Genomic DNA, 22,614 nt, shown 5'->3' with positions numbered 1-22,614 from the left:
GGCTCAAACCTACAGAAGGTTCGCAGAAAGTCTCAGCTTTCAGGCCGGGGGCGAATGCAGCCGCCTGTGGGAGATGGCCCGCCGCAGGCGGAGCATCCCGGTGCGTGGAGCGTGGATGACGCGGCCGGTGAACTCCTTGCGCAGGTAGTGCGAGGAGACGCCCTTCAACGAGTTGACGAGTTTGCTGATCGCGACCTTGGGCGGGTAGTGGACGAGCAGGTGGACGTGGTCGTGTTCGCCGTTGAACTCGCGGAGTTCGGCCTCGAAACCGTTGCATACCTCGATCATGATGTCTTCGCAGCGGCGCAGTATCGCGTTGTCGAAGGCGTTTCTACGATATTTGGTGATAAAGACCAGATGGGCGTGCATCGCGGAAACCACGTGTCTGCCTCGTCGATATTCCACTTCCTGGCTCATAGACCAGACGATATTGTTTTCGAGTCGGGGAGACGAGAGTGGCGCCTGGGAGAGGGGGTGTTGCGCATGTTGGCGGGCCGGAAGTATCGCCTGGAGTTCGACTTCGGGCAGCGGGCGTTCGCCGAGAGGCTGGGCGGGATCTGCCGGGCGGTGTGGAACACCGGCCTCGAACAGCGGCGGGATTACCGGCGGCGCGGGCAGTGGATCAACTATGCCGAGCAGTGCGGGCAACTCGCCGAGGCGAAGAAGGACCCGTACTGCGACTGGCTCGCTGATGCCCCCGCCCAGGTGATCCAGCAGACCCTCAAGGACCTGGACCAGGCGTGCCGCACGCATGGCACGTGGAAGGTGGGCTGGAAGTCGAAGGCGAAGTGGCGGCCCTCGTTTCGCTTCCCCACCGCCAAGCACCTGCCGGTGGAGCGGATCGGCCGCAGGTGGGGGCGGGTGTTGCTGCCCAAGTTCGGGTGGGCGCGGTTTCGGATGTCGCGTCCGCTCGGGGGGAGCGTCAAGTCCGCGACCGTGTCCCGGGACGGCAAGCACTGGTTCATCAGCTTCCTGCTCGAGGATGGGATCGCCGAGCGTGAGGAACACGCCTGCCCTGGATGGGTGGGCGTGGACCGGGGGGTGGTCACGGCCGCCGTGACCTCGGACGGGGAGTTCTTCGACCGCCGCCACGCCGGAACCAGCGGTGTCTCCTCCCTGCAGCTGCCACGGGAGACGAAACAAGACCGGCAGGACGACCTGGGGTATGTCACGCCCGGCGAAGCGGAACGGTATCTACGGCTGCAACGCCGACTCGCCCGCACGCAGAAGGGATCGAAGCGCCGCAAGACGGTCAGGGCCGCGATGAGTGAGATCATGCGGCGCATCCGGTGGCGGCGCGCTGACTTCAACGCCCAAGCCGCGCACCGGCTCACCCGCGCCTACGGGCACGTGGTCATCGAAGACCTGAACACCAAGGGCATGAGCACGGCCGTCAAGCCCAAGCCCGACCCCGACCGGCCGGGCAGGTTCCTGCGCAACGGCGCGGCGGCGAAATCCGGGCTCAACAGGGCGATTCTCGACAAGGGCTGGTATGGCCTGGAAGTCGCCCTTCGCTCGAAGGCCCGCTACACCGGCAGTGTCATCCATAAGATCAATCCTGTGTACACGTCTCAGACATGCCCGGAACCTGCGTGCGGGAAGGTGGACGAGAAGAGCCGCAAGAGCCAAGCGATCTTCTCCTGCACTTCTTGCGGGCACACCGAGCACGCCGACATCGTCGGGGCGAGGAACATCAAGAGCAAAGGACAGGCGGCCGGGCTGGTCGTCTCAGGGCGTGGAGACCCACCCGGGTCCGCGAAACGTCAAGCACCCCGTTCCACAGCACGGGCCGCGCAAGCGGCACGAGCTGCCGCATAGCGGCACGGGAATCCCCGCCCTTTCAAGGCGGGGAGCAGGTCAACTTGTACGATATGGCGCGGAGGTTGATCTAGGTGGCCACGCGGAATGGACCGAGGACCGAGCCCCGCACCCCGTTGAGCAGAGACCGGGTGCTCCGGGCCGCGATCAAGGTCGCCGACGAAAGCGGCATCGAGTCGCTCACGATGCGCCGTCTCGCGGAAGAGCTCGGCGCCGAGGCGATGTCGCTCTACTACCACGTGGCCAAGAAGGAAGACGTCCTGGACGGCATCGTCGGCGTCATCGCCGGCGAGATCAACGAGGCGGTCGGCCGGATCGACGTGCCCTCCAAGGGTGCCGCCTGGAAGACGGCCGTGCGGCAGCGGATCCTGACCGCCCGCCAGGTCTTCCTCCGCCACCCCTGGGCGCCGCGCGTCTTCGAGACCCGTACCGACGTGAGTCCGGCCGTCGTACAGTACTTCGATGCCCTGATCGGGCTCATGCGAGACGGTGGCTTCTCCAACGACCTGGCCCACCACGCGCTGCATGCCCTGGGGAGCCGGGCTCTGGGGTTCACCCAGGAGATGTTCGATCCGGGTGACGGGACCGGTGACGAATCCGCGGCCATGCTCGACGCCATGGCCGAGCAGCTGCCCCACCTCGTCGGCATGCTGCGGGAGATCGCCCACGACGACCCCGACTCCACGCTGGGGTGGTGCGACGACCAGACCGAGTTCGAGTTCGGGCTGGATCTGATCCTCGACGGTCTCGACAGGATGCGCGAGACCGCCTGACCTCCGCGTTCGCCTCATAAGGCGCTTCGCCATGCCCTTGACTGCCTTACGCCGTAAGAGTACCTTACGACGTACGACTTACGTTGTACGAATCGGAGGCACCTGCGATGAAGGCGATCGTCTTACGCACGTACGGCTCACCCGACGACCTGGCCATCACCGAGATCGACAAGCCCCTGCCCGGCGACGACGAGGTACTGGTCCGGGTCCGTGCCACCTCCATCCAGCCCTACGACTGGCACCACATGAGAGGCGAGCCGTACATCGCGCGCCTGATGCCCGGCAGCCTCGGGCTGCGCGGGCCGAAGATCCACATCCTGGGCGCCGACCTGGCGGGGCAGGTCGAGGCGGTCGGCAAGGACGTGACGGAGTTCAGCCCCGGCGACGAGGTCTTCGCGCAGTCCAACCAGGGCGGCTTCGCCGAATACGCGTGCGTCCGGGCGAGCGACCTGGCGCCGAAACCGAAGAACCTGTCGTTCGAGCAGGCGGCGGCGGTGCCGATGGCGGCCAACACCGCCCTGATGGGCCTGTGCGACCAGGGCCGCGTCCAGTCCGGGCAGAAGGTCCTCGTCAACGGGGCGTCGGGCGGGGTAGGGACGTTCGCCGTGCAGATCGCCCGAGCGCTCGGCGCGGAGGTCACCGCCGTCTGCGGCGCGCGGAACGTGGACCTGGTCAAGTCGCTCGGCGCCACCGAGGTCATCGACTACACCACGGAGGACTTCACCCGGAACGGACAGCGTTACGACCTGCTGCTGGACATCGCGGGAAGCCAGTCAGCAGCGGCCTGCCGCCGGGCGCTGACCCCCAAGGGCGCCCACGTCGCCATCGGCGGACCGCCCGGCCGATGGTTCCAGCCCGCCGCTCACGTGTTCGCGGCGCTGGCGCTCGGGCCGTTCGTGTCCCAGACGATCGTCATGACGGACGTGGTCCACTGCCCGCAGAAGCGGCAGAATCTGCTGACGCTGACCCGGCTCATCGAGGACGGCGAGATCACTCCGGTCATCGACCGCGGTTACCCGTTCGAGGAGATCCCGGCGGCCGTCCGCTACCAGGAAGAGGGTCACGTCGTGGGGAAGGTCGTCATCACGGTCTGAACGAAAGGGCCGAGGGCCGCCGGCTACGTGCCCGCCGGCGACCCCCGCTGCAAAAGCAGGCCTCAGACGCTCCGCGCCTTGGCGTACTCCGCGGCGCCGCCCGCGAAGTCGTACACCTCTACCTGCTCGTTCCCGACCACCCAGGCGTCGTGTCCGGGCGGGGCGACGAAGACCTCCCCCGGGCCGATCTCGGCCTCGGCGCCGTCGTCCATCCGGATGCGGAGCCGGCCTCGGACGACGAACCCGTTGTGATGGACCTGGCACGAATCGGTGCCGACGATCGGCTTGATGGACGCCGACCAGCGCCATCCGGGTTCGAACGTGGCCACACCGAAGCTCAGGCCCGTCAGGTTGCACACCTCGAAGTGGCCCATCGGGAAGTCCCGGCGCTCGTCGGGCTTGTCGATGCTCTTGACCTCGATCATGACGTCCCCCTTCGTCACCTTTCAGTGTCCCACCGGGCATTTCTCCGAACAAAGCCGACCAAGGCAACGAGGACGACGTGGGGTTGAGCCGTCCGCGCACCGGGTAGGCGAGCGCCTATGGAGATCACCCTGCAGGTCAACGGTTCGCGGTGGACCGTGGAGGTGGACCCGCGCGTCTCGCTGCTGGATCTGCTGCGCGAGCGGCTCGGGCTGACCGGCTCGAAGAAGGGTTGCGATCACGGCCAGTGCGGCGCGTGCACCGTGCTGATCGACGGCCGGCGGGCCAACGCCTGCCTGGCGCTGGCCGTGGCGCAGGACGGATCCGACATCACCACCGTCGAGGGCCTGGCGGACGGCGACCGGCCGCATCCGCTCCAAGCCGCCTTCATCGAGCACGACGCCTTCCAATGCGGCTACTGCACCCCCGGCCAGCTCTGCTCGGCCGCCGGGATGCTGGCCGAGGGCGGTCCGAGCGCCGTCACCGAGGACCTGGCCGCCGACCCGGCGCTGACGGCCGAGGAGATCCGCGAGCGGATGAGCGGCAACCTGTGCCGGTGCGGCGCCTACCCGAACATCGTCACCGCGATCGCGGAGGTGGCGCGATGAGACCCTTCGAGTACGCGCGAGCCGGCGACCCCGCCGACGCCGTGGCCAGGTTCCGGCCCGGCGCGATGTACCTGGGCGGCGGCACCAACCTCGTCGATCTCATGCGTCTGGGCGTGGCCGAGCCCGAGTTCCTGGTGGACGTGAGCCGGCTGCCGCTCGACCGGATCGAGCCCGACGGCGACGGGCTGCGAGTCGGTGCCGCCGTCCGCAACAGCGACCTCGGCGCCCACCCGCTGGTCCGCGAGCGCTACCCGATGCTGGCGCGGGCGGTGCTGGCCGGGGCGTCCGGGCAGATCCGCAACATGGCGACCGTGGGCGGCAACCTGCTGCAACGCACCCGCTGCTCGTACTTCCAGGACGTCTCCAAGCCGTGCAACAAGCGGCGGCCCGGATCCGGCTGCCCGGCGATCGGCGGCGACCACAGCAACCTCGCCATCCTCGGGCATTCCCCCGCATGCGTGGCCACCCACCTGTCCGACATGGCGGTAGCGCTGGCCGCGCTCGATGCCCGCGTGCAGGTCACCGGACCCGGCGGCGACCGGGTGATCCCGATGCCTGGGCTGCACCGGCTGCCCGGTGACGAGCCCGAACGCGACACCGTGCTGGCGCCCGGCGAGTTGGTCACCGCCGTGCACCTGCCCGCCCCGCCGCCGGGCGCCTCCCGCTACCGCAAGGTCCGCGAGCGCGCCTCGTTCGCGTTCGCGCTGGTCTCGATCGCCGCCGTCCTCGACGTCGCAGACGACGGGAGCGTACGCGACTGCCGGATCGCGCTCGGCGCGGTGGCGCACGCGCCGTGGCGGTGCGAGCGCGCCGAGCGGGCGCTGCGCGGCGCCCCGGCGAGTGAGGAGAGCTTCACCCGGGCCGCCGAGGCCGAACTGGAGCAGGCCCGCCCGCTGCCGCGCAACGCGCACAAGGTGCCGCTGGCCCGCAACCTCATCGTCCGCACCCTGCTGGAGCTGGCACCATGACCCGGATCGAGGGGCACGACAAGGTCACCGGCCGCGCGACGTACTCGGCCGAATACCCGATCGAGGGCGTCACCTACGCCTACCCGGTTCAGTCCGGGATCGTCAGAGGCCGCATCACCTCGATCGACGCGACGGGGGCGCTCGTCCTGCCGGGCGTGCTGGCCGTACTGTCCAGTGAGGACCCGCCCGAGCTGGCCCCCGACGCGGACCCGGAGCTGGCGCTGTTCCAGCGCCGCGAGGTCGCCTACCGGGGGCAGTTCGTCGCCGCCGTCGTCGCCGACACCTACGAGAACGCCCGCGCGGCCGCTCGGGAGGTGCGGGTCACCTACGAGGAGGACCCGCACGACGTACGGCTGCGCGGCGACCACCCCGGGCTCTACCGGCCGGACAAGGTGAACCCGTTCTACCCGGCCGACACCGAGAAGGGCGACCTGGCGGCCGGGCTGGCCGCGGCGGCCGTCACCGTGGACGTGACGTACACGACCCCGGCCGTGCACAACAACCCGATGGAGCCGCACGCCACGCTCGCCGTCTGGAGCGGTGACGGCGACCTGACCGTCTACGACTCGACGCAGGGCGTGTCCACGGCCCGCGTCATGATCGCCAAGACGCTCGGCCTGCCCGCCGAGCGGGTGCGCGTGGTGTGCCGCCACATCGGCGGCGGCTTCGGATCCAAGGGCACCATCCGCCCCGGCACCATGCTCGCCGTCCTGGCGGCGCGGGCCGTCGGGCGGCCGGTGAAGGTGGCGCTGACCCGGCAGCAACTGTTCGACGTCACCGGCTACCGGACGCCGACGATCCAGCGAGTCCGGCTCGGCGCCGACGCCGACGGCCGCCTCACCGCCGTCGAGCACGAGGTCGCCGAGCAGAGCTCGACGCTGGTCGAGTTCGCCGAGCAGACCGCCACCCCGGCCCGCACCATGTACGAGACGCCCGCGCTGCGCACGGCCCACCGGCTGGTCCGGCTGGACGTGGCCACCCCGTCGTGGATGCGCGCACCGGGCGAATGCCCCGGCATGTACGCGCTGGAGTCGGCCATGGACGAGCTGGCCATCGCCACCGGCCTGGACCCCGTCGAGCTGCGCGTGCTCAACGACGCGGAGACCGAGCCGGAGAGCGGCCTGCCGTTCAGCTCCCGCAACCTGGTGGCCTGCCTGCTGGAGGGCGCCCGCCGGTTCGGCTGGGAGGGGCGCGATCCGACGCCGGGCGTCCGCCGCCAGGGGCGCTGGCTCATCGGCACCGGCGTCGCCTCTTCCACCTTCCCGGCCTTCCGGCGCCCGTCCCAGGCCACCGCCACCGTCGAGAACGGCGGCTATGTCGTCCGCGTGGCCGCCGTCGACCTCGGCACCGGCGCCCGCACCGCGCTGACCAAGATCGCCGCGACCGCGCTCGGCGCCCCGCCCGACCAGGTACGGATCGAACTGGGCGACAGCGATCTGCCCCCGGCCCCGGTGGCCGGCGGCTCTATGGGCACCGCCTCCTGGGGCTCGGCCGTGGTGGCCGCCTGCGAGGAGGCGCTGCGCGACGGCAAGCACGGCGCCGCCGACACCACCGACGCCATCAAGGCGCAGCAGGACCTGGCCAGACACGCCTTCGGCGCCCAGTTCGCCCGGGTACGGGTGGACATGGACACCGGCGAGATCCGCGTATCGCACCTGCTGGGCATCTTCGCCGCCGGGCGGATCATCGACGAGCAACTGGCCATGTCGCAGTTCGTCGGCGGCATGACGATGGGCGTGGGCATGGCGTTGATGGAGGAGAGCGTCATCGACGACGAGTTCGGCGGGTTCAGCAACCACGACCTGGCTCAATACCACGTGCCGGTGTGCGCGGACATCGAACGGATCGACGCGGCCTGGATCGAGGAGGACGACCGGCACCTCAACCCCATGGGCACCAAGGGCATCGGTGAGATCGGCATCGTCGGCACCGCGGCCGCCATCGGCAACGCGGTCTATCACGCGACCGGCATCCGCGTCCGCGACCTGCCGATCACCCCTGCCCGCCTGCTCACGTGAAGCTGGCCCTACGCGAATTGATCGCGCTTTTGCATGAAATTTCCTGATCTAGGTAGATGAAGGCACATGGAACCGGACAGGGAAACTCATAAGGAGCGGGCCGATCGCAATTTCGTGGAGCTGCTGCAGAGCGCACGGGTGGCGGTGACCGGCGTCCAGGTGCTGTTCGCGTTCCTGCTGACGGTCCCGTTCTCGCAGGGGTTCGACAAGTTGAGCCTGGCCGATCGGCGGCTGTTCTACGTGGCGCTGGTCAGTGCCGCGATCGCCTCGATCTGCTACATCGCCCCGGCCGCCCAGCACCGGGTGCTCTTCCGCCAAGGGCTGAAGGAGATGCTGGTCCGCCGCTCCAACTTGTACGGCATCGCCGGGGCGCTGGCCCTGGCCGTCTCGATGACCGCGGCCACCATGCTGGTGGTCGACTACCTGTTCCACAGCACGGTGGCGGTGATCACGGCCGTCGTCGTCGCCGCGCTGGCCGTGTGGACCTGGTTCGTGCAACCGGCGATGGACCGCTCGGCCAAGGGCGACGACGACACGAGCTGACCCCGGTCGCGCACGACCGGGGCCGGGTCAGATCTTCGGGCACATCTTCCCGTCACGCGGCGGTACCCGGGTGATCAGGTAGCGGTCGACGGAGGTGTTCACGCAGGCCGAGCCGGTGCCGTAGGCGGTGTGGCCGTCGCCGTCGAAGCTCAGCAGCACGCCCGAGGACAGCTGAGAGGCCAGTGCCTTGGCCCACTTGTACGGCGTGGCGGGGTCGCGCAGGGTGCCGACCACCAGGATAGGCGGCGCGCCCTTGGCGTGGATGGCCCTGTTGACCGTCTTGCTCCTGACCGGCCAGAAGTCGCACGCACTGGCCACGGCCTTGCCGGAGCTGATCGCCTTGGCCTGGCGCACCGCTCGCCGCCAGGTCGGGTGATCGAGGCAGTCGATGGCCGCGTGCGCCTCCATCATGTTGGCGTAGGTGGCGTCGGGGCCGCGCTCGTTGTACTGGTCGGCGTACTGCAGCAGCAGCGTGCCGTCGCCCTTGAAGGCCGAGCCGAGCGCCTGCCGCAGGGCCGGCCACGACCGCTGGTCGTACAGGAGGCTGTAGAGGCCGGTGTACACGATCGCCTGCGTGGCCTGCCTGCCGTCGTAGGTGTTGACGAGCGGCGCCTTCTCGGTCCGGTCGTGCAGGGCGCGCATCTGCTTGGTGACCGCGGTGACCGTGTGCTTCTTGAAGGGGCAGTCCTTGTGCTTGAAGCAGTCCCGCGCGAAGGACTCGAAGGCCACGCCGAAGCCGTCCTGCTGGCCCGCGCCGAACTCGGTCGCCGTCGTGGTGGGGTCCTCGGCGCCGTCGAGCACCATCGCGCGCACCCTGGCCGGGAACAGGTTCGCGTACGTGGCGCCGAGCAGGGTGCCGTACGAGAAGCCCAGGTAGGTCATGCGCGACTCGCCGAGACCGGCGCGCAGCACGTCCATGTCGCGGGCGGCGTTCGGCGTGCCCACGAAGGGCAGGAGCGCGCCGGAGTTGGCCTGGCACGCCTGCGCGAGCCGCAGCTGCGCGTAGTTGTACATCCTCACCTCGGCCTTCGAGTCCGGGGTGTCGTCGACGGAGTGGTACCAGTCGGCCACCTGGGTGGGCATGCAGCGCACGGGGGTGGAGGCGCCCACGCCGCGCGGATCGAAGCTGACCAGGTCGAAGCGCGAGCGGAGGGCGGCGGTGAACTTCACCTTCGCGGCACCTCTCAGCAGGTCGACGCCCGACCCGCCGGGTCCGCCAAAGTTGATCACCACGGAGCCCAGGCGCTTGGCGCCCTTCGCCGGTAGTTTGATCACGGCGATCTCGATCCGTTTGCCCGACGGCTTGGTGTAGTCGAGCGGCACCTTGAGCTTCGCGCACTGGAAACCCCCCTTGCAGGGGGTCCAGGCGAGCCGCTGGCCGTAGTAGGCGCTCAGGCTGGGCGGTGTGTCGGCCGTCCGCGCGGGCTGTGCCGTCGCGGGCTCGGCGGTGACCAGACCCGCCGAGAGCAGGCCGATGACTAACGGGGTGATGACCCCGAGAAGGCGTCGCATATCTCTGTCCTCGTCTGGCGGCCGAGTGGATATCGCTTAGTGACTCTCCGATGGTTGGGCGCGGTGGTTGCGAGGCTCTTGAAGGCCGCTGGCCGAGCGCGTGCAAGCGTTATTTGGAAAGTTTCTTTACTAGCGCGGATCACGTCCGTATGGTGAGGCCATGAGCCTGCGCACAGTGCTGATCCTGGTGGCGGCGCTCGTCGCCACGTCGGTCTCCGCCTCCCCGAGCGCGCGCGCCGCCGCGCCCCTGAGCTTCGGCGGGGTGGTCCCCGCACCGGTCAGCGCGACGCCCGCCGCCGGGGTCACCTACCGGATCACCTCGGCCACCAGCCTCTACAGCGACGTCCCCGCCGTCGGCGAGCAGCTCGCCCGGCAGCTGCGGCGCTCGACCGGCTACCCCGTGCCGATCGTGGCCGCGCCGCCCGCCGGCGGGATCTCGCTGCGGCTGGGCAGCGTGAGCGGTGGCGAGGAGGCCTACCGCCTCGACGTGACCGCCACCGGGATCACCGTGCTGGCCAACGGGGCCGCCGGGCTGTTCAACGGGGTACAGACGCTGCGGCAGCTGCTGCCGTACGCGGCCGACAGCGCGAGCGTCCAGTCGGGACCGTGGCCCGTGCAGGGCGGGCGGATCACCGACGCGCCGCGCTACGCCTACCGCGGCGCCATGCTCGACGTCGCCCGCCACTTCTTCCCCCTGGCCGCCGTCCAGCGGTACATCGACCAGATCGCCCTCTACAAGATCAACTACCTGCACCTGCACCTGTCCGACGACCAGGGCTGGCGGATCGTCGTCGACTCCTGGCCCAGACTGGCCACCTACGGCGGCAGCACCGCCGTCGGCGGCGATCCGGGCGGCTACTACACCAAGGCCCAGTACCAGGAGCTCGTGGCCTACGCCGCGGCCCGCAACATCACGGTCGTGCCCGAGATCGACCTGCCCGGCCACACGAACGCCGCCCTGGCCTCCTACGCCGAGCTGAACTGCGACGGCGTCGCGCCGCCCCTCTACACCGGCACCGACGTCGGCTTCAGCTCGCTGTGCACGTCGAAGGAGCTCACCTACACCTTCATCGACCAGGTGCTCGGCGAGCTGGCCGCGCTCACCCCCGGCCCCTACCTGCACCTCGGCGGCGACGAGGCCAGCTCCACCAAGCCGGCCGACTACGCCGCGTTCATGAACCGGGCGCAGGCCATCGCCGCCGCGCACGGCAAGACCGTCATCGGCTGGCACGACATCGTCAAGGCGACGCCGCTGCCCTCCACGGTCGCTCAATACTGGGGCACCACGCCGGACGACAGCGCCGTCGCGGGTGCCGGGCGGAAGGTCATCATGTCCCCGGCCAGCCGCGCCTACCTGGACATGAAGTACAACTCGCGCACCAAGCTCGGCCAGGACTGGGCCGGGCTGATCGAGGTCAAGGACGCCTACGGCTGGAACCCGGGCGCCTACCTGACCGGCCTGCCGGCCCAGCAGGTCCTGGGCGTGGAGGCGCCGCTGTGGACCGAGACGATCAGGACTCCCGCCGACATCGAGTACATGGCCTTCCCGCGCCTGCCCGCCATCGCCGAGCTGGGCTGGTCCCCATACGCCAAGCACGACTGGACCGCCTTCAAGAAGCGCCTCGGCGCGCAGGGGCCGCGCTGGCGCGTCCTGGGCGTGAACTACTACCACTCCGGGCAGATCACCTGGCCCGCCGGTTCCTGAACCAACTGATGGTCTTGTACGACGTCACCGCCCGGCGGTCTCGTTGAGCTGGTGCGCCCACGGTGGGTTGGCCCCCGCGACCGAGCACGTCAGCGCCGCCACCCGGGCCGCGAAGGCGGCGGCGTCGGCGGCCGTCTCCAGGTCCAGCCCGTCCAGCCGGCCGCCGAGCAGCCCCCGCACGCCCAGCCGGTGCAGCAGCCCGGCGGTGAAGGAGTCACCGGCCCCCACGGTGTCGACGACCTCGACCCGGGGCGCCCGTACCATCGCGCGCTCCCCGTCCAGCGACACCAGCGCGCCGTCCGCGCCCCGGGTGATCACGATGAGCCTGGCCCCGGCCGCGTGCCAGGTGTCGCAGGCACGTTCCAACGGCTGGTCCGGCATCAGGAAGGACAGGTCGTCGTCGCTGAGCTTGAGGATGTCGGCCGCCGCGCACCACCGCTCCACCGGGTAGGCGTCCCGGTCGGCCAGGCTGGGCCGTACGTTCGGATCGATCGAGACCGTCGCGTGCGCGCGGGCGTCCGCCGCGAACGACTCCACCGCGGCGCTGCCCGGCCGCCTGACCAGTGCCAGAGACCCCGTGTGCAGGCAGGACCACCCGCTCGGGTCGACGGCGGCCAGCTCTTCGGCCGTCCACTGCCAGTCGGCGGTGCCTTCGGCGTGGAAGCTGTAGGCCGCCTGGCCCCGCTCGTCGAGTGAGGCCACCGCCAGCGTGCTCGGCTCGGCGGCCGGCACGATGGCCGACAGGTCCACCCCGGAGGAGGCGAGGTGCTCGCGGAACAGCTCGCCGAACACGTCCGCCGACACCCGCCCCAGGAACCGCGTCGGGGTGCCGAGCCGGGCCAGAGCCACCGCCGTGTTCGCGGGGCCGCCGCCCGGCAGAACCCGGAGCTCCAGCTCGCCGGGGCGCCGGTCGGCGAAGGCGTCCGCGACGCATTCGCCCAGGACAGCGATCATCAGGGCCAACCTTTCAGCCATGTTTGCAGATTTGTTACACCCAGGGGGCATTGACGTTTCTAGAAACGGAGTCCATCATCGCAGCACGGCGAATGTCAACGTTGACATATGTCAACGATGACATTGAATCATCCCTGATAGGAAGCCACCATGATTGCTAGGCTCTCGGCCGGACTTCTGGCCGCCGCGCTCCTCGTCACCGGCTGTGGCGGCAACGAGCAGAAGGCCTCCACCAGCACCAACAAGGTCGGGCTGATCACGAAGACGGAGACCAACCCGTTCTTCGTCAAGATGAAGGAAGGCGCGCAGCAGGCCGCCAAGACGTCGGGTCTGGAGCTGATGACCGCGGCGGGCAAGTTCGACGGGGACAACGCCTCCCAGCTCACTGCCATTGAGAACATGGTCGCGGCCGGGGTGAAGGGCATCCTCATCACGCCCAACGACACCAAGGCGATCGTGCCCGCGATCAAGAAGGCCAGGGACGCCGGCGTCGTGGTGATCGCGCTGGACACGCCGACGGACCCGCAGGACGCCACCGACGCGCTGTTCGCCACCGACAACCTCAAGGCGGGCGAGCTGATCGGCCAGTACGCCAAGGGCGCCATGGCCGGCAAGACCGCCAAGATCGCCACGCTGGACCTGGCGCCCGGCATCACGGTCGGCCAGCTGCGCCACGACGGCTTCCTGAAGGGCTTCGGCATCGCCAACGGCGACCCGTCCATCGCCTGCTCCCAGGACACCCGCGGTGACCAGTCCAAGGGCCAGGAGGCGATGGAGAACTGCCTGCAGAAGGCGCCCGACATCAACCTCGTCTACACCATCAACGAGCCCGCCGCGCTCGGCGCCTACACCGCGCTCAAGGCCAAGGGCCGCGAGAAGGACGTGCTGATCGTCTCGGTGGACGGCGGCTGCACCGGCGTCAAGGCCGTCAAGAGCGGGCAGATCGCCGCGACCTCGCAGCAGTACCCGCTGAAGATGGCCGAGGACGGCGTCAAGGCCGTCGCCGACTTCGCCAAGGGCGGGGCCAAGCCCAAGGGCTACGTCGACACCGGCGTCACCCTGATCACCGACAAGGCCGTTCCGGGAGTGGAGTCCAAGGACACCACCTTCGGCCTGGCCAACTGCTGGGGCTGACATGGCCGTCATGGAAGCGACGCTGCCGCGCCGCATCATCACCACACCGACGGCGGGACCGCTGGCCGCGCTCGTGCTGGCCTGCGTGTTCTTCGCGGTCAACAGCGACCAGTTCCTCACCGGCGGCAACTTCTCGCTGATCATCCAGCAGGTGATGGTCGTCGGCACGCTCGCCATCGGCCAGACGCTCATCATCCTGACCGCCGGCATCGACCTGTCCAACGGCGCGATCATGGCGTTCGGCGGCATCGTGATGACCAAGCTGGCCGTCGGCAGCGGGCTGCCCCCGCTGCTCGCGGTCGCCGCCGGACTCGCCGTCTGCGCCGCGTTCGGGCTGGCTAACGGGCTGCTGGTGACGCGGATCTCGCTGCCGCCGTTCATCGTGACGCTGGGCATGCTGAACGTGGTGTTCGCGCTGACCCACATCTACTCCGAGGACCAGACGGTCACCGACCTCCCGAACACGCTGACCTTCCTGGGGCAGACCTTCAAGGTCGGCGGCACGAACGTCACCTACGGGTCGCTGCTCACGATCCTGCTGTTCCTGCTCTTCGCGTACCTGCTGGGGTACACCGCGTGGGGCCGCCACGTGTACGCGCTCGGCAACAGCCAGGAGGTCGCGCGGCTGACCGGCATTCGCACGCAGCGGCTGACGATCGGCGTCTACACCGTCGCGGGCCTCGTGTACGGCATCGCCGCCCTGCTGCTCGTCTCCAGGACCGGCGTGGGCGACCCGCAGGCCGGTCAGACGGACAACCTCGACAGCATCACCGCGGTCGTCCTCGGCGGGACCAGCCTGTTCGGCGGCCGGGGCCTGGTGCTCGGCACGCTGATCGGTGCGCTCATCGTGGGGGTCTTCCGTAACGGCCTGCAGCTCATGGGCGTACCGTCGATTTACCAGACGCTCATCACCGGCATCCTGGTGATCCTCGCCGTCGCCGTCGACCAGCTCTCCCGCAGGAGGACCCGATGACCCCCGTGCTCCAGGCCCGAGGCCTGGTCAAGCGATACGGCCACGTGGTGGCGCTCGACGGCGCCGACTTCGACCTGATGCCCGGCGAGGTGCTCGCCGTCATCGGCGACAACGGCGCCGGCAAGACCAGCCTGATCAAGGCGCTGACCGGCGCGCTGCAGCCGGACGAGGGCGAGATCCTGCTCGACGGCAAGCCCGTGCGCATCCGCGACCCCCTGGAGGCGCGCCGGCTCGGCATCGAGACCGTCTACCAGGAGCTCGCCGTCGCGGCCTCGCTCGACATCTCGACGAACATGTTCCTCGGCCGCGAGCTCCGCAAGCCAGGACCGCTCGGCACGATCTTCCGGATGCTCGACAAGAAGCGGATGCGCGAGGAGTCGGCCAAGCACATGGCCGACCTGAAGATCGGCCTGCGCTCGCTCACCCAGCCGGTCGAGTCGCTGTCCGGCGGCCAGCGGCAGGGCGTGGCCGTGGCCAGGGCCGTGGCGTGGGCCTCCCACGTCGTGGTCATGGACGAGCCGACCGCCGCACTCGGCGTCAAGGAGTCGGGGCAGGTGCTGGACATGATCAAGCGGGTCCGCGACCGCGGCATGCCCGTCGTCCTGATCAGCCACAACATGCCGCACGTCTTCGAGATCGCCGACCGCATCCACGTCCAGCGGCTCGGCCGCCGCGTCGCCCAGATCAAGCCGGGCGACCACAGCATGGCCGAGGTCGTCGCCATCATGACCGGAGCACTCCAGGTGTCGGAGGGCAAGTCGGTCGTGACGGACAAGGACGCGGCGGAGGCGATCGGCCTCTAGCATGGGCGAAATGCGGCGTCCCACCATGACAGACGTGGCCCGTGAGGTGGGCGTCACCGCCAAGACCGTCTCACGGGTGCTCAACGACGACGGACCCGTGGCCATCGAGACGCGCGAACGCGTCATGGCCGCGGTCCGCAAGCTGGGCTACCAACCCAACCTGATGGCGCGCAACATGCGGGTCGGCGCCAGGGACGCCGCGATCGGGCTGGTCATCCCCGAGATGGGCAACCCGTTCTTCGGCACGGTGGCGGGCGGCATCGAGAACGCCGTCCGGGCCCGCGGCCTGACCCTCATCGTCGGCTCCTCCAGCGAGACCGCCGAACTGGAGCAGTCCCTGATCGCCACCTTCCTGGCCCGGCGGGTCAGCGCCCTCATCGTGGTCCCCTCGGCCGGCAGCGACCACCGGTACCTGCGTACGGAGCGGGTCGCCGGCCTGCCCATCGTCTTCCTCGACCGCCCGGCCGTCGGCCTGACGGCCGACAGCGTGGTCAGCGGCAACCGGGCCGGCGCGCAGGCCGGCATCGAGCACCTGATCGGGTACGGCCACCGCCGGATCGGCTTCATCGGTGACCTGCCCGCCACCCTCTACACCCGCCGCGAACGCTTCCAGGGTTACCGCGACGCCCTGGAGCAGGCGGGCCTGCCGTTCGACCGCACCCTGGTGGAGACGGGCCACGACCAGGAGGCGGCCCGCGCGGCCACCCTGCGCCTGCTCGCCCTGGACCGCCCGCCCACGGCCCTGTTCGCGGCCAACAACCTGGCCTCCATGGGGGCGGTGGTCGCGCTGGCCCGGGCGGGGCGGCGGGACGTGGCGCTGGTGGGGTTCGACGACCTGCCGCTGGCGGAGGTCCTGGACCCGCCGCTCACCGTCGTGGCGCAGGATCCGGCGGCCATCGGGGAGGTGGCGGCGGAGCTGGTGCTGTCGCGCCTGGACGGCGACCGCTCCCGCGCCCGGCGACCACTGGTGCCCACCCGGCTGATCGTCCGGGGGTCGGGGGAGCTGCCGGCGCTCTCCTGAGCCCGGACCCTGTTTCTGCGCCGATCCTGTTTCTGTAAGGGAAAGGCCCCGCGCACCTTCCCAGAGGTCGGCTCTAGAGGTCGGCCTGGGCTTTCCATGTCAGCTCAGGTCAGCGCAGCCCCGCGAACAGGTCGTCCTCCTGGTCCGGTGCCGCCGCCACGCGATTGACGATCCGGGTGAACGCCTCAGCGGAGAACGCCGCCTGCTGGGCCTCTTCGGGCATCTGGAACAGGAAGATGTTGTCGCCCTGGCTCGCGTGCGACCGCAGCGCCTTGAGCTTGCGCTCGACGTAGGGGGCGACGTCGACGACGGCGGTCACGAGCTCGTCGGGGGTGCCGAAGTCGTCGGAGGGCTCGAAGTCGCCCAGGTCGATGCCGCTGCTGCGGACGAGCTCGAACATGCGCTTCATCGCGGAGCGGGGGAGGGCCGTGTAGTAGAGCTTGTCGGCGACACCGGTCGCCTCGACGGCCGCGACCGTGATGCGATGGGCCTGGACGTGGTCGGGGTGGTTGTAGCCGCTGCCGCCGGTCTCGTCATAGGTGACCACGACCTGCGGGCGGTATTGCTTTATCAGCTCGCCGAGCCGGCCGGCGGCCAGGTCGACGGGCACGTTGGCGAAGGCGTCGGGGTGAGCGTTGGTGTCCCACCCGTCCATGCCGGAGTCGCGGTAGCCGAGCAGCTCCAGGTGGTCGATGCCCAGGTGCTCCACCGACTCGCGCAGCTCCGCCAGCCGCCGCTCGGCCACCTCTTCGGCGACGTGGCCGGGGTCGCCGGGCTTGACGCCGCCGGGCCCGTCGCCCTGCTCGCCGTTGGTGCAGGTGACCAGGACCGTGCGGATGCCCTCGTCGGCATAACGAGCGAAGACGCCGCCAGTGCTCAGGCATTCGTCGTCGGGGTGGGCGTGCACGGCCATCAGGGTGAGTTGCCGATCCATGATGCAGACCCTACTGGGCGGCACCGACAGTTGCGGACGGAGCGGACAGCGGCTGCTCCCGATGGGTCCGGTCCGGCTGGTGGGCGCGGAGGCGGGCCGTCCCGAGGGGTCAGGTGCGGCGGGTCAGTTCGCCGGCTCGGAGGCGGGCCGTCGCGGCCGCCGCGCGGTCGCCGAGCGCCTCGGCGAGGGCGCCCTGCTTGAGCCAGTTGAACGGGCTGCACGGCCGCACGCTGATCCGCTCGCTGACCAGCACCCGCGCCAGATCCCGGCGCCCGCCGCGCAGCGCCGCCTCCAGGAGCGTCTTCTGTACGGCGTCCCGCTGCGCGTGGCTGCCGCCGAACTCGTTGATCCGATGCCTGATCGGATAGAGCAGGTCCACGACCGCGTCGTAGTCGCCCCGGCCGAAGGCGACCAGCGACCGGCAGACCGGCAGGCCGACGCGGGCGGTCATGGCGTGGTTGGTGATGTTCGGGTGGGGTTCGGACAGGTAGGTCTCCCGGCTCGCGATGAGTCTCTCGGCCTGCGCGTCCCGGCCCGCGCCCACGTACGACATGACGGCGTGCATGTCGTTGAAGGCGTAGAACGGCTCGGCCACCTTGGCGGGCCACGCGTCGGCCAGCGCCCGCCAGCGTTCGTGCTGGCCGGAGCCCTCCAGAAGCAGCCGCCACAGCAGCGCGGCGGCGTCGAGCAGTTCCATCGAGCCCTGACCGTCGGCCAGCGCCGCGTCGTAGATGGCCAGTGCCCGGCCGGTGTCGCCGGCCTCCAGCGCGTAGAGGGCGTAGTGCCACCAGGTGTGCACGTTGAAGAACGTGCCGGTCGACCAGTCGCCGAGCCGGGCGTCGAGGTAGCGGATGCCGTCGCCGAACCGGCCCTGCATCTCGTAGGTGTGCACGACCGCGTGGATGCCCCAGACGTCGCGCGCGTTCAGCTCGACCGCCCGCAGCCCCACATCCTCCGACCGGTCGTAGTGCCCGGCCTCCTCCAGCCCGAACGCGTACATCCCGAGCACGTGGCCGTAGTGCCGGTCGTCCTCGTGCCAGGCGTTGAGCGCGCCGCCGATCCTGTCGCGCAGCGAGCGGGCGTCGCCGGTGAAGAAGTCGACCTGGTGCCCCGCCGCCAGCGCCAGGGCGTCACGGGGGTACTGCTCGGTGATCGCGCCGAGGAGCCTGCCGCAGGTCAGGAAGTCGCCGTCGAGCAGCGCCTGGACGGCCTCGACGTGCGCGCGTTCGCGGGGCAGGAGCGCGGCGGCGTCGCTACGGCCGCGCCAGGCGGCGAAGCGCTGCCTGGCGGTGCGCGCGTCCTCCACCTCCGTGGTCAGCAGCCCGAGGTAGGCGGTCAGGACCTGGCCCATCGGGAAGTCGGGCGCCTCGGCCAGGGCGGCGGCGGCCTCGACGTCGACCTCCGCGCGAAAGTGCAGCAGCTCGTCGATCGCCCGGTCGTAGTGGCGGGCGGCGGCACCGCCCGCGCCGCTCATCGCCAGCCCGTGCTGGTCGTCGGTCACCCGGCCACTATAAAAGGCGGCCGGTCGGCAGGAGCCGGCGCCGCCCCTCGGCGCGTGTCGGGAGCGTCAGCGGCGATTCGGTGGGGCGTCGGGACCGTCGGCGGCCCCTCCGGCTGCGGGCGTGTAAGCCGTTTCGGCGGGGGAAGCGCCTGGTCGTGGAAGCTCCATTACCAATGGCCGCGGACCCCGGTCATCAGGGCGGTTAGAAAAGGTTTTTCGGCCGGTCCGCTAAATGGCCGGCGGGGCCGGGATTCAAGATTGTAACGAGGGCCTGGAGCGATATGTCGGGCAATGGCGGGGGCGTTAGGGTGCAATCCCTGTCTATTTCGTGGTGAGGTGGAGGAGGGCCGGTGGTGTACCGCGCGCGTGGCCGCCATGCGTCATCCGGCCAGGCCAAAGCCGCCTCACCCGCGTCGCCGGAGGGGCCGTGGCTGCCCGCCGGCAGTGCCATCCATCTCGCCGGCCTGAACATCATCGGCGGCCTGCTCTACGTGGGCTCCGAGCTGCCGTCCGCGTCCGGAATGTCGGTGGAGCCGTCGCTGATCGACCCTGAACTGCCGGTGGACATGACGCAGCCGGACTGGGACGGTCAGGGGCTCGACCGCTGGCCCAGCTACGCCGCCCTCCCACCGCCCTCGCGGGCCGCCTATCTGAGCTGGCTCGCCGACGGGCGATGCTATTCGCGGACACCCCTCGGCTACGTTTTCCTCTATTTCTACGGCCTCGAACGTCGCGTGCTACACGACCTGCACCTGGACCGCTCCACGGCGCAGGAGGAGTTGCCGGTCATCCACGAGGAGGTGCGCCGCCTGCTCGGCGTCTATTCCCGGCACGACGCCTTCCAGCGGCACGCGGGGCCGTTCGCGGAGCTGCTGGCCGCTCTGTGCGAGCCCGAGGTGACCGGCGCGGCGTTCGCGATGCGGGCCCGGCTGGGGGAGCTGGCCGCGCGGGGCGAACCGGTGCCCGCCGACTGGGCGCTGGCCTGGCTGCGCGGCCACCCGGCCTACCGGCCGGGCGCGCCGGCGACGCGGTGCCCGGCGGAGTTCGGGGCGCTGTTCCAGCGGCGGTACGCGGCACGTCACGGCGAAGGGCTTGTCGTCCGGCCCGGATCCAAGGAGCTGGCCTTCGAGTATCGGCCCGCGAGCTCCGGGTTCGCCGGGGCCCCGCCGGTGCTGCCCGGCGTACCCGATGTGCTGACGCTCGCCGCGCCCACCCGGCAGCTGTTCGCGCTGGCCGAGGAGTGCTGCTCCGAGCTGGAGGCGTACAGCCGCTTCCTGGGCCGGCTGCCCGGCGCGAAGCAGAGCGTACGGGCCCAGGCGCTGCTGCCCGCGGAATTGCTCGACCTGGGCTCCGGCGGTGCCGGGCGGGCGGTGCGGTGGGCGCTGGGCCGGCTCGCGGGGCGGGAGACCGCGCTCGTGCCCGCCGAGGAGTTCGTCGCCCTGCTGTCCACGCCCGAGCCCGCCAGGAAGGACGTCATCGCGCTGGCCCAGATCCTCGGGCGGGCCGGGGTGGGGATCGAGCCGGACCCGCGTCTGGGGGGTCCGGTGCCGGGCGCGGGGGTGATGGCCTTGTTCGCGGCGCCGGACGGCCCGACGGCGGCGGCGTCCGAGGTGTACCGGGCGGCCACCGTACTGCTGCACCTGGCCGCCGTCGCGAGAGCACCGGGCGAGGACGCGCTGAATCCGCCGGATCATGCGAGGGACCAGGCACGTCAGGCCGCGTATCGTCGGCTGAGCGAGCATCTCGAGCGGGCGCTGAGTCTCACGCCCGGTGAGCGGGTCCGGTTGCGTGCGCATATGGAATGGGTGCTCGCGGCGGATGTGCCGCTGGCTGGTCTGGCCGCTCGCGTCCAGGAGATCGACCGGTCCGAGCGTGGCTATGTGGCGGAGTTCCTGAGGGACGTGACCGGCGCCAACGGGCACCTCACGCCGGACGAGGCCGAACTGCTCACCAGGATCCACTGGCTGCTGGGACTGGATCGGGATCCCGAGCCCGCCGGGCGTGCGGGGGGCTCCCCGTACGTCGCGGTGCGGCATGCGCCGATCCAGCTGGCGTACTTCCCGCACGCGCCCGCCCAGCAGGTGCCTCCGCCACGCGGCGACATGCCCTATCTGTCCGGCCCCGACATGCCTTACCCGTCCGGGTTCCACATGCCTGTACGGCAGCTCGTTCCGGGAGTGCCCGTCTTCGGTGTGCCCGTCCTCAGCGCCCCGACGGTGTCCAACGGGCGCGCCGTCGCCCGGCTGGTCGAGACGGCCAGGGTGGGGACGCTGCTCGATTCACTGCTCGCCGGTGATGAGCCGCTCCTCACAGCCGCCCCGCCTCCTCCGGTGCCCCCGGTCGCGGGGCTGGACAGCCGCCACTCCGGCCTGGTCCGCGCCCTGGCCGCCGTCGATCAGCCGCAACTCACCCGGGGTCAGTTCGAGATGCTCGCGGACGCCTGGAAACTGCTGCCGGAGGGCGCGATGGACCGTGTCAACGAGGCCGCCTACGAGAGCGCGGGCGATCCGCTGCTCGACGGCGACGACCCGATCCTGATCGACCGGCTACTGCTGGGGGAGATGCTGAAGTGACCGTTCGGGCCCGCGAACGCGACGCCCTCCTCAAGGCGCTGCGGGCAGGGGTGGTCCCGCTGATCGGGCAGCGCCACATCCAGGCCGGTCGTACCGCCGAGCTGGCGGTTCTGACCGGCGACATCGAACGGGTCGTGGTGGGCGGCTCGGCCGTCCGGCTCGTCATCGGCGAGCACGGGGCGGGCAAGACGTTCCTGCTGCACCTGGCGCGCTCCGTGGCGTTGGACAAGCGGTTGGTCACCCTGCACGCCGACATCACCGCCGACTATCGGCTGCACTCGGAGGAGGGCCAGGCCCGCGCCCTCTACACCGAGCTGGCCCGCAGCATGGCCACCCGCGCCAGGCCCACCGGCGGCGCGCTGGCCGCCGTCGTCGAACGCTTCCTGTCCACCGTGCTCGACGAGGCCCGCCAGGCGGGCACCGACCCCGGCGAGGCGATCAGGGAACGCCTGGCCCATCTGGAGGCGCGTCCGGGCGGCCACGACTTCGCCGAGGTCGTCGGGGCGTACTGGCGCGGCCACGACACGGGCGACGAGCATCTCAAGTCGGCCGCGCTGCGCTGGCTGCGCGCGGAGTACCCGACCGCGGCGGAGGCCAGATCGGCGCTCGGCGTGCGGTCGATCATCGGCGACTCGACCGTGCTCGATCATCTCGCGCTGATGAGCCGGTTCGTCCGGCTGGCCGGGTACGCCGGGGTGTTCGTCTTCCTGGACGAGCTGGTCAACCTGTTCAGGCTCGCCTCTCCGCAGGCTCGCGACGCCAACTACGAGCAGATCCTGAGCATCGTCATCGGGGGAGTGCCGCATCTGGGGTTCGTGTTCGGCGGCACTCCCGAGTTCCTCATGGACGGGCACAGCGGGCTTTTCAGTCATGTGCCGCTGCGCCGGCGGCTGGGCGCGCGCGCCTTCGCCGAGCCCGGGCTGATGGATCACGCCGGGCCGGTGAACAACGGTGGGCCGGTGCTCCGGCTGGCGGCGCTGACGGCGGAGGAGCTGTACGTGGCGCTGGCCAAGATCCGGTTCGTCTACGCCTCCGGCGAGGACGGTCGGTACCTCGTGGACGACGACGCGCTGGTGGCCTTCATGCACCACTGCTTCGGGCGGGTGGGGGAGTGGTACTACCGGATGCCCCGGGCGACGTTCAAGGCGTTCTGCGATCTGCTGGCCGTACTGGAGCAGGATTCCGGGGCGAGCTGGCGGCGGCTCCTGCCGGGGGTGGACCTGTCGGCCGAGGAGGAGGACGACCGCCCGGTGTGACCG

Annotated in this window: 19 protein-coding genes and 1 pseudogene; 14 read left to right on the top strand and 6 right to left on the bottom strand. The window is 70.6% G+C overall.

Annotation, left to right across the window (positions count from 1 at the left end; all coding sequences use genetic code 11):
• Nucleotides 1-129: 129 nt before the first annotated feature.
• Nucleotides 130-417 (bottom strand): annotated as a pseudogene (gene tnpA, locus AB0C30_RS48860) (IS200/IS605 family transposase); the annotation flags it as partial.
• A gap of 66 nt (nt 418-483) precedes the next feature.
• Between tnpA and AB0C30_RS48855 the strand changes: the two are divergent.
• The 3 genes from AB0C30_RS48855 to AB0C30_RS48845 all read left to right on the top strand — a co-directional run bounded on the left by AB0C30_RS48855 (nt 484) and on the right by AB0C30_RS48845 (nt 3,685).
• Nucleotides 484-1,818, top strand: coding sequence for a transposase (locus AB0C30_RS48855; protein ID WP_357957383.1), 1,335 nt, complete (start codon nt 484-486; stop codon nt 1,816-1,818).
• Between the two features lie 74 nt (nt 1,819-1,892).
• Nucleotides 1,893-2,591, top strand: a complete 699-nt coding sequence (locus AB0C30_RS48850; protein WP_357957327.1) for a TetR/AcrR family transcriptional regulator C-terminal domain-containing protein — start codon at nt 1,893-1,895, stop codon at nt 2,589-2,591.
• Nucleotides 2,592-2,698: 107 nt separating this feature from the next.
• Nucleotides 2,699-3,685, top strand: coding sequence for an NAD(P)-dependent alcohol dehydrogenase (locus AB0C30_RS48845; protein ID WP_357957326.1), 987 nt, complete (start codon nt 2,699-2,701; stop codon nt 3,683-3,685).
• A gap of 62 nt (nt 3,686-3,747) precedes the next feature.
• On the opposite strand, the gene AB0C30_RS48840 is transcribed toward AB0C30_RS48845, so the two are convergent.
• The gene (locus AB0C30_RS48840; protein WP_357957324.1) at nt 3,748-4,110 is read right to left on the bottom strand and encodes a cupin domain-containing protein; all 363 of its coding nucleotides are present in this window, start codon (nt 4,108-4,110) and stop codon (nt 3,748-3,750) included.
• A 117-nt stretch (nt 4,111-4,227) separates the two neighbouring features.
• Between AB0C30_RS48840 and AB0C30_RS48835 the strand changes: the two genes are divergently transcribed.
• From AB0C30_RS48835 to AB0C30_RS48820, 4 genes are all read left to right on the top strand, one after another.
• Nucleotides 4,228-4,716: a 2Fe-2S iron-sulfur cluster-binding protein gene (locus AB0C30_RS48835; RefSeq protein ID WP_357957322.1), complete on the top strand. Its 489-nt coding sequence runs from the start codon at nt 4,228-4,230 to the stop codon at nt 4,714-4,716.
• Nucleotides 4,713-5,684, top strand: coding sequence for a xanthine dehydrogenase family protein subunit M (locus AB0C30_RS48830; protein WP_357957320.1), 972 nt, complete (start codon nt 4,713-4,715; stop codon nt 5,682-5,684). The genes AB0C30_RS48835 and AB0C30_RS48830 overlap by 4 nt, the downstream gene beginning before the upstream one ends.
• Nucleotides 5,681-7,702, top strand: coding sequence for a xanthine dehydrogenase family protein molybdopterin-binding subunit (locus tag AB0C30_RS48825; protein ID WP_357957318.1), 2,022 nt, complete (start codon nt 5,681-5,683; stop codon nt 7,700-7,702). The genes AB0C30_RS48830 and AB0C30_RS48825 overlap by 4 nt, the downstream gene beginning before the upstream one ends.
• A 66-nt stretch (nt 7,703-7,768) precedes the next feature.
• Nucleotides 7,769-8,245, top strand: a complete 477-nt coding sequence (locus AB0C30_RS48820; protein ID WP_357957316.1) for a DUF6328 family protein — start codon at nt 7,769-7,771, stop codon at nt 8,243-8,245.
• A gap of 27 nt (nt 8,246-8,272) precedes the next feature.
• Here the strand turns inward: AB0C30_RS48820 and AB0C30_RS48815 are convergent, their stop codons facing one another.
• A complete protein-coding gene (locus tag AB0C30_RS48815; protein ID WP_357957314.1) occupies nt 8,273-9,757 on the bottom strand; it encodes an alpha/beta hydrolase in 1,485 nt (494 codons plus the stop codon).
• 160 nt (nt 9,758-9,917) lie between these two features.
• On the opposite strand from AB0C30_RS48815, the gene AB0C30_RS48810 reads away from it, so the two are divergent.
• Complete coding sequence (locus tag AB0C30_RS48810; RefSeq protein ID WP_357957312.1) at nt 9,918-11,462, top strand: beta-N-acetylhexosaminidase; 1,545 nt, start codon at nt 9,918-9,920, stop codon at nt 11,460-11,462.
• Nucleotides 11,463-11,486: 24 nt separating this feature from the next.
• Here the strand turns inward: AB0C30_RS48810 and AB0C30_RS48805 are convergent, their stop codons facing one another.
• The gene (locus tag AB0C30_RS48805; protein WP_357957311.1) at nt 11,487-12,416 is read right to left on the bottom strand and encodes a carbohydrate kinase; all 930 of its coding nucleotides are present in this window, start codon (nt 12,414-12,416) and stop codon (nt 11,487-11,489) included.
• A gap of 150 nt (nt 12,417-12,566) precedes the next feature.
• On the opposite strand from AB0C30_RS48805, the gene AB0C30_RS48800 reads away from it, so the two are divergent.
• The 4 genes from AB0C30_RS48800 to AB0C30_RS48785 are packed head-to-tail and all read left to right on the top strand — an operon-like array spanning nt 12,567 to nt 16,347.
• Nucleotides 12,567-13,550: a sugar ABC transporter substrate-binding protein gene (locus AB0C30_RS48800; RefSeq protein ID WP_357957309.1), complete on the top strand. Its 984-nt coding sequence runs from the start codon at nt 12,567-12,569 to the stop codon at nt 13,548-13,550.
• Between the two features lie 10 nt (nt 13,551-13,560).
• Nucleotides 13,561-14,523 (top strand): ABC transporter permease, encoded by a 963-nt coding sequence (locus AB0C30_RS48795; protein WP_357957307.1) that lies wholly within the window; start codon nt 13,561-13,563, stop codon nt 14,521-14,523.
• Nucleotides 14,520-15,326: an ATP-binding cassette domain-containing protein gene (locus AB0C30_RS48790; protein WP_357957305.1), complete on the top strand. Its 807-nt coding sequence runs from the start codon at nt 14,520-14,522 to the stop codon at nt 15,324-15,326. The genes AB0C30_RS48795 and AB0C30_RS48790 overlap by 4 nt, the downstream gene beginning before the upstream one ends.
• Before the next feature lie 10 nt (nt 15,327-15,336).
• On the top strand, nt 15,337-16,347 hold the full coding sequence (locus AB0C30_RS48785; RefSeq protein ID WP_357957303.1) for a LacI family DNA-binding transcriptional regulator: 1,011 nt from the start codon (nt 15,337-15,339) through the stop codon (nt 16,345-16,347).
• A 109-nt stretch (nt 16,348-16,456) separates the two neighbouring features.
• On the opposite strand, the gene AB0C30_RS48780 is transcribed toward AB0C30_RS48785, so the two are convergent.
• Together AB0C30_RS48780 and AB0C30_RS48775 are read right to left on the bottom strand one after the other, a co-directional pair.
• Nucleotides 16,457-17,281 carry a PIG-L family deacetylase gene (locus AB0C30_RS48780; RefSeq protein WP_357957301.1) on the bottom strand — a complete coding sequence of 275 codons (825 nt, stop codon included), beginning with the start codon at nt 17,279-17,281 and terminating at the stop codon, nt 16,457-16,459.
• A 109-nt stretch (nt 17,282-17,390) separates the two neighbouring features.
• Nucleotides 17,391-18,782, bottom strand: coding sequence for a tetratricopeptide repeat protein (locus AB0C30_RS48775; RefSeq protein WP_357957300.1), 1,392 nt, complete (start codon nt 18,780-18,782; stop codon nt 17,391-17,393).
• 350 nt (nt 18,783-19,132) lie between these two features.
• On the opposite strand from AB0C30_RS48775, the gene AB0C30_RS48770 reads away from it, so the two are divergent.
• Together AB0C30_RS48770 and AB0C30_RS48765 are read left to right on the top strand one after the other, a co-directional pair.
• Nucleotides 19,133-21,355 carry a TerB N-terminal domain-containing protein gene (locus AB0C30_RS48770; RefSeq protein ID WP_357957298.1) on the top strand — a complete coding sequence of 741 codons (2,223 nt, stop codon included), beginning with the start codon at nt 19,133-19,135 and terminating at the stop codon, nt 21,353-21,355.
• Complete coding sequence (locus tag AB0C30_RS48765; protein WP_357957296.1) at nt 21,352-22,611, top strand: ATP-binding protein; 1,260 nt, start codon at nt 21,352-21,354, stop codon at nt 22,609-22,611. The genes AB0C30_RS48770 and AB0C30_RS48765 overlap by 4 nt, the downstream gene beginning before the upstream one ends.
• The last annotated feature ends 3 nt before the right edge of the window (nt 22,612-22,614 follow it).

Origin of the sequence: Nonomuraea sp. NPDC048901, from assembly GCF_040649695.1 — a bacterium.
Taxonomy (GTDB): domain Bacteria; phylum Actinomycetota; class Actinomycetes; order Streptosporangiales; family Streptosporangiaceae; genus Nonomuraea.
The sequence above is the reverse complement of the archived record's forward strand: the minus strand, read 5'-3'. Positions and strand labels throughout refer to the sequence as shown.

What these genes read in the sequence shown, in the direction of transcription:
- AB0C30_RS48855 (WP_357957383.1), top strand. Translation starts at nt 484, where the DNA reads ATGTTGGCGGGCCGGAAGTATCGCCTGGAGTTCGACTTCGGGCAGCGG.
- AB0C30_RS48845 (WP_357957326.1), top strand. Translation starts at nt 2,699, where the DNA reads ATGAAGGCGATCGTCTTACGCACGTACGGCTCACCCGACGACCTGGCC.
- AB0C30_RS48840 (WP_357957324.1), bottom strand. Translation starts at nt 4,110, where the DNA reads ATGATCGAGGTCAAGAGCATCGACAAGCCCGACGAGCGCCGGGACTTC.
- AB0C30_RS48835 (WP_357957322.1), top strand. Translation starts at nt 4,228, where the DNA reads ATGGAGATCACCCTGCAGGTCAACGGTTCGCGGTGGACCGTGGAGGTG.
- AB0C30_RS48830 (WP_357957320.1), top strand. Translation starts at nt 4,713, where the DNA reads ATGAGACCCTTCGAGTACGCGCGAGCCGGCGACCCCGCCGACGCCGTG.
- AB0C30_RS48825 (WP_357957318.1), top strand. Translation starts at nt 5,681, where the DNA reads ATGACCCGGATCGAGGGGCACGACAAGGTCACCGGCCGCGCGACGTAC.
- AB0C30_RS48820 (WP_357957316.1), top strand. Translation starts at nt 7,769, where the DNA reads ATGGAACCGGACAGGGAAACTCATAAGGAGCGGGCCGATCGCAATTTC.
- AB0C30_RS48815 (WP_357957314.1), bottom strand. Translation starts at nt 9,757, where the DNA reads ATGCGACGCCTTCTCGGGGTCATCACCCCGTTAGTCATCGGCCTGCTC.
- AB0C30_RS48810 (WP_357957312.1), top strand. Translation starts at nt 9,918, where the DNA reads ATGAGCCTGCGCACAGTGCTGATCCTGGTGGCGGCGCTCGTCGCCACG.
- AB0C30_RS48805 (WP_357957311.1), bottom strand. Translation starts at nt 12,416, where the DNA reads ATGATCGCTGTCCTGGGCGAATGCGTCGCGGACGCCTTCGCCGACCGG.
- AB0C30_RS48800 (WP_357957309.1), top strand. Translation starts at nt 12,567, where the DNA reads ATGATTGCTAGGCTCTCGGCCGGACTTCTGGCCGCCGCGCTCCTCGTC.
- AB0C30_RS48795 (WP_357957307.1), top strand. Translation starts at nt 13,561, where the DNA reads ATGGAAGCGACGCTGCCGCGCCGCATCATCACCACACCGACGGCGGGA.
- AB0C30_RS48790 (WP_357957305.1), top strand. Translation starts at nt 14,520, where the DNA reads ATGACCCCCGTGCTCCAGGCCCGAGGCCTGGTCAAGCGATACGGCCAC.
- AB0C30_RS48785 (WP_357957303.1), top strand. Translation starts at nt 15,337, where the DNA reads ATGCGGCGTCCCACCATGACAGACGTGGCCCGTGAGGTGGGCGTCACC.
- AB0C30_RS48780 (WP_357957301.1), bottom strand. Translation starts at nt 17,281, where the DNA reads ATGGATCGGCAACTCACCCTGATGGCCGTGCACGCCCACCCCGACGAC.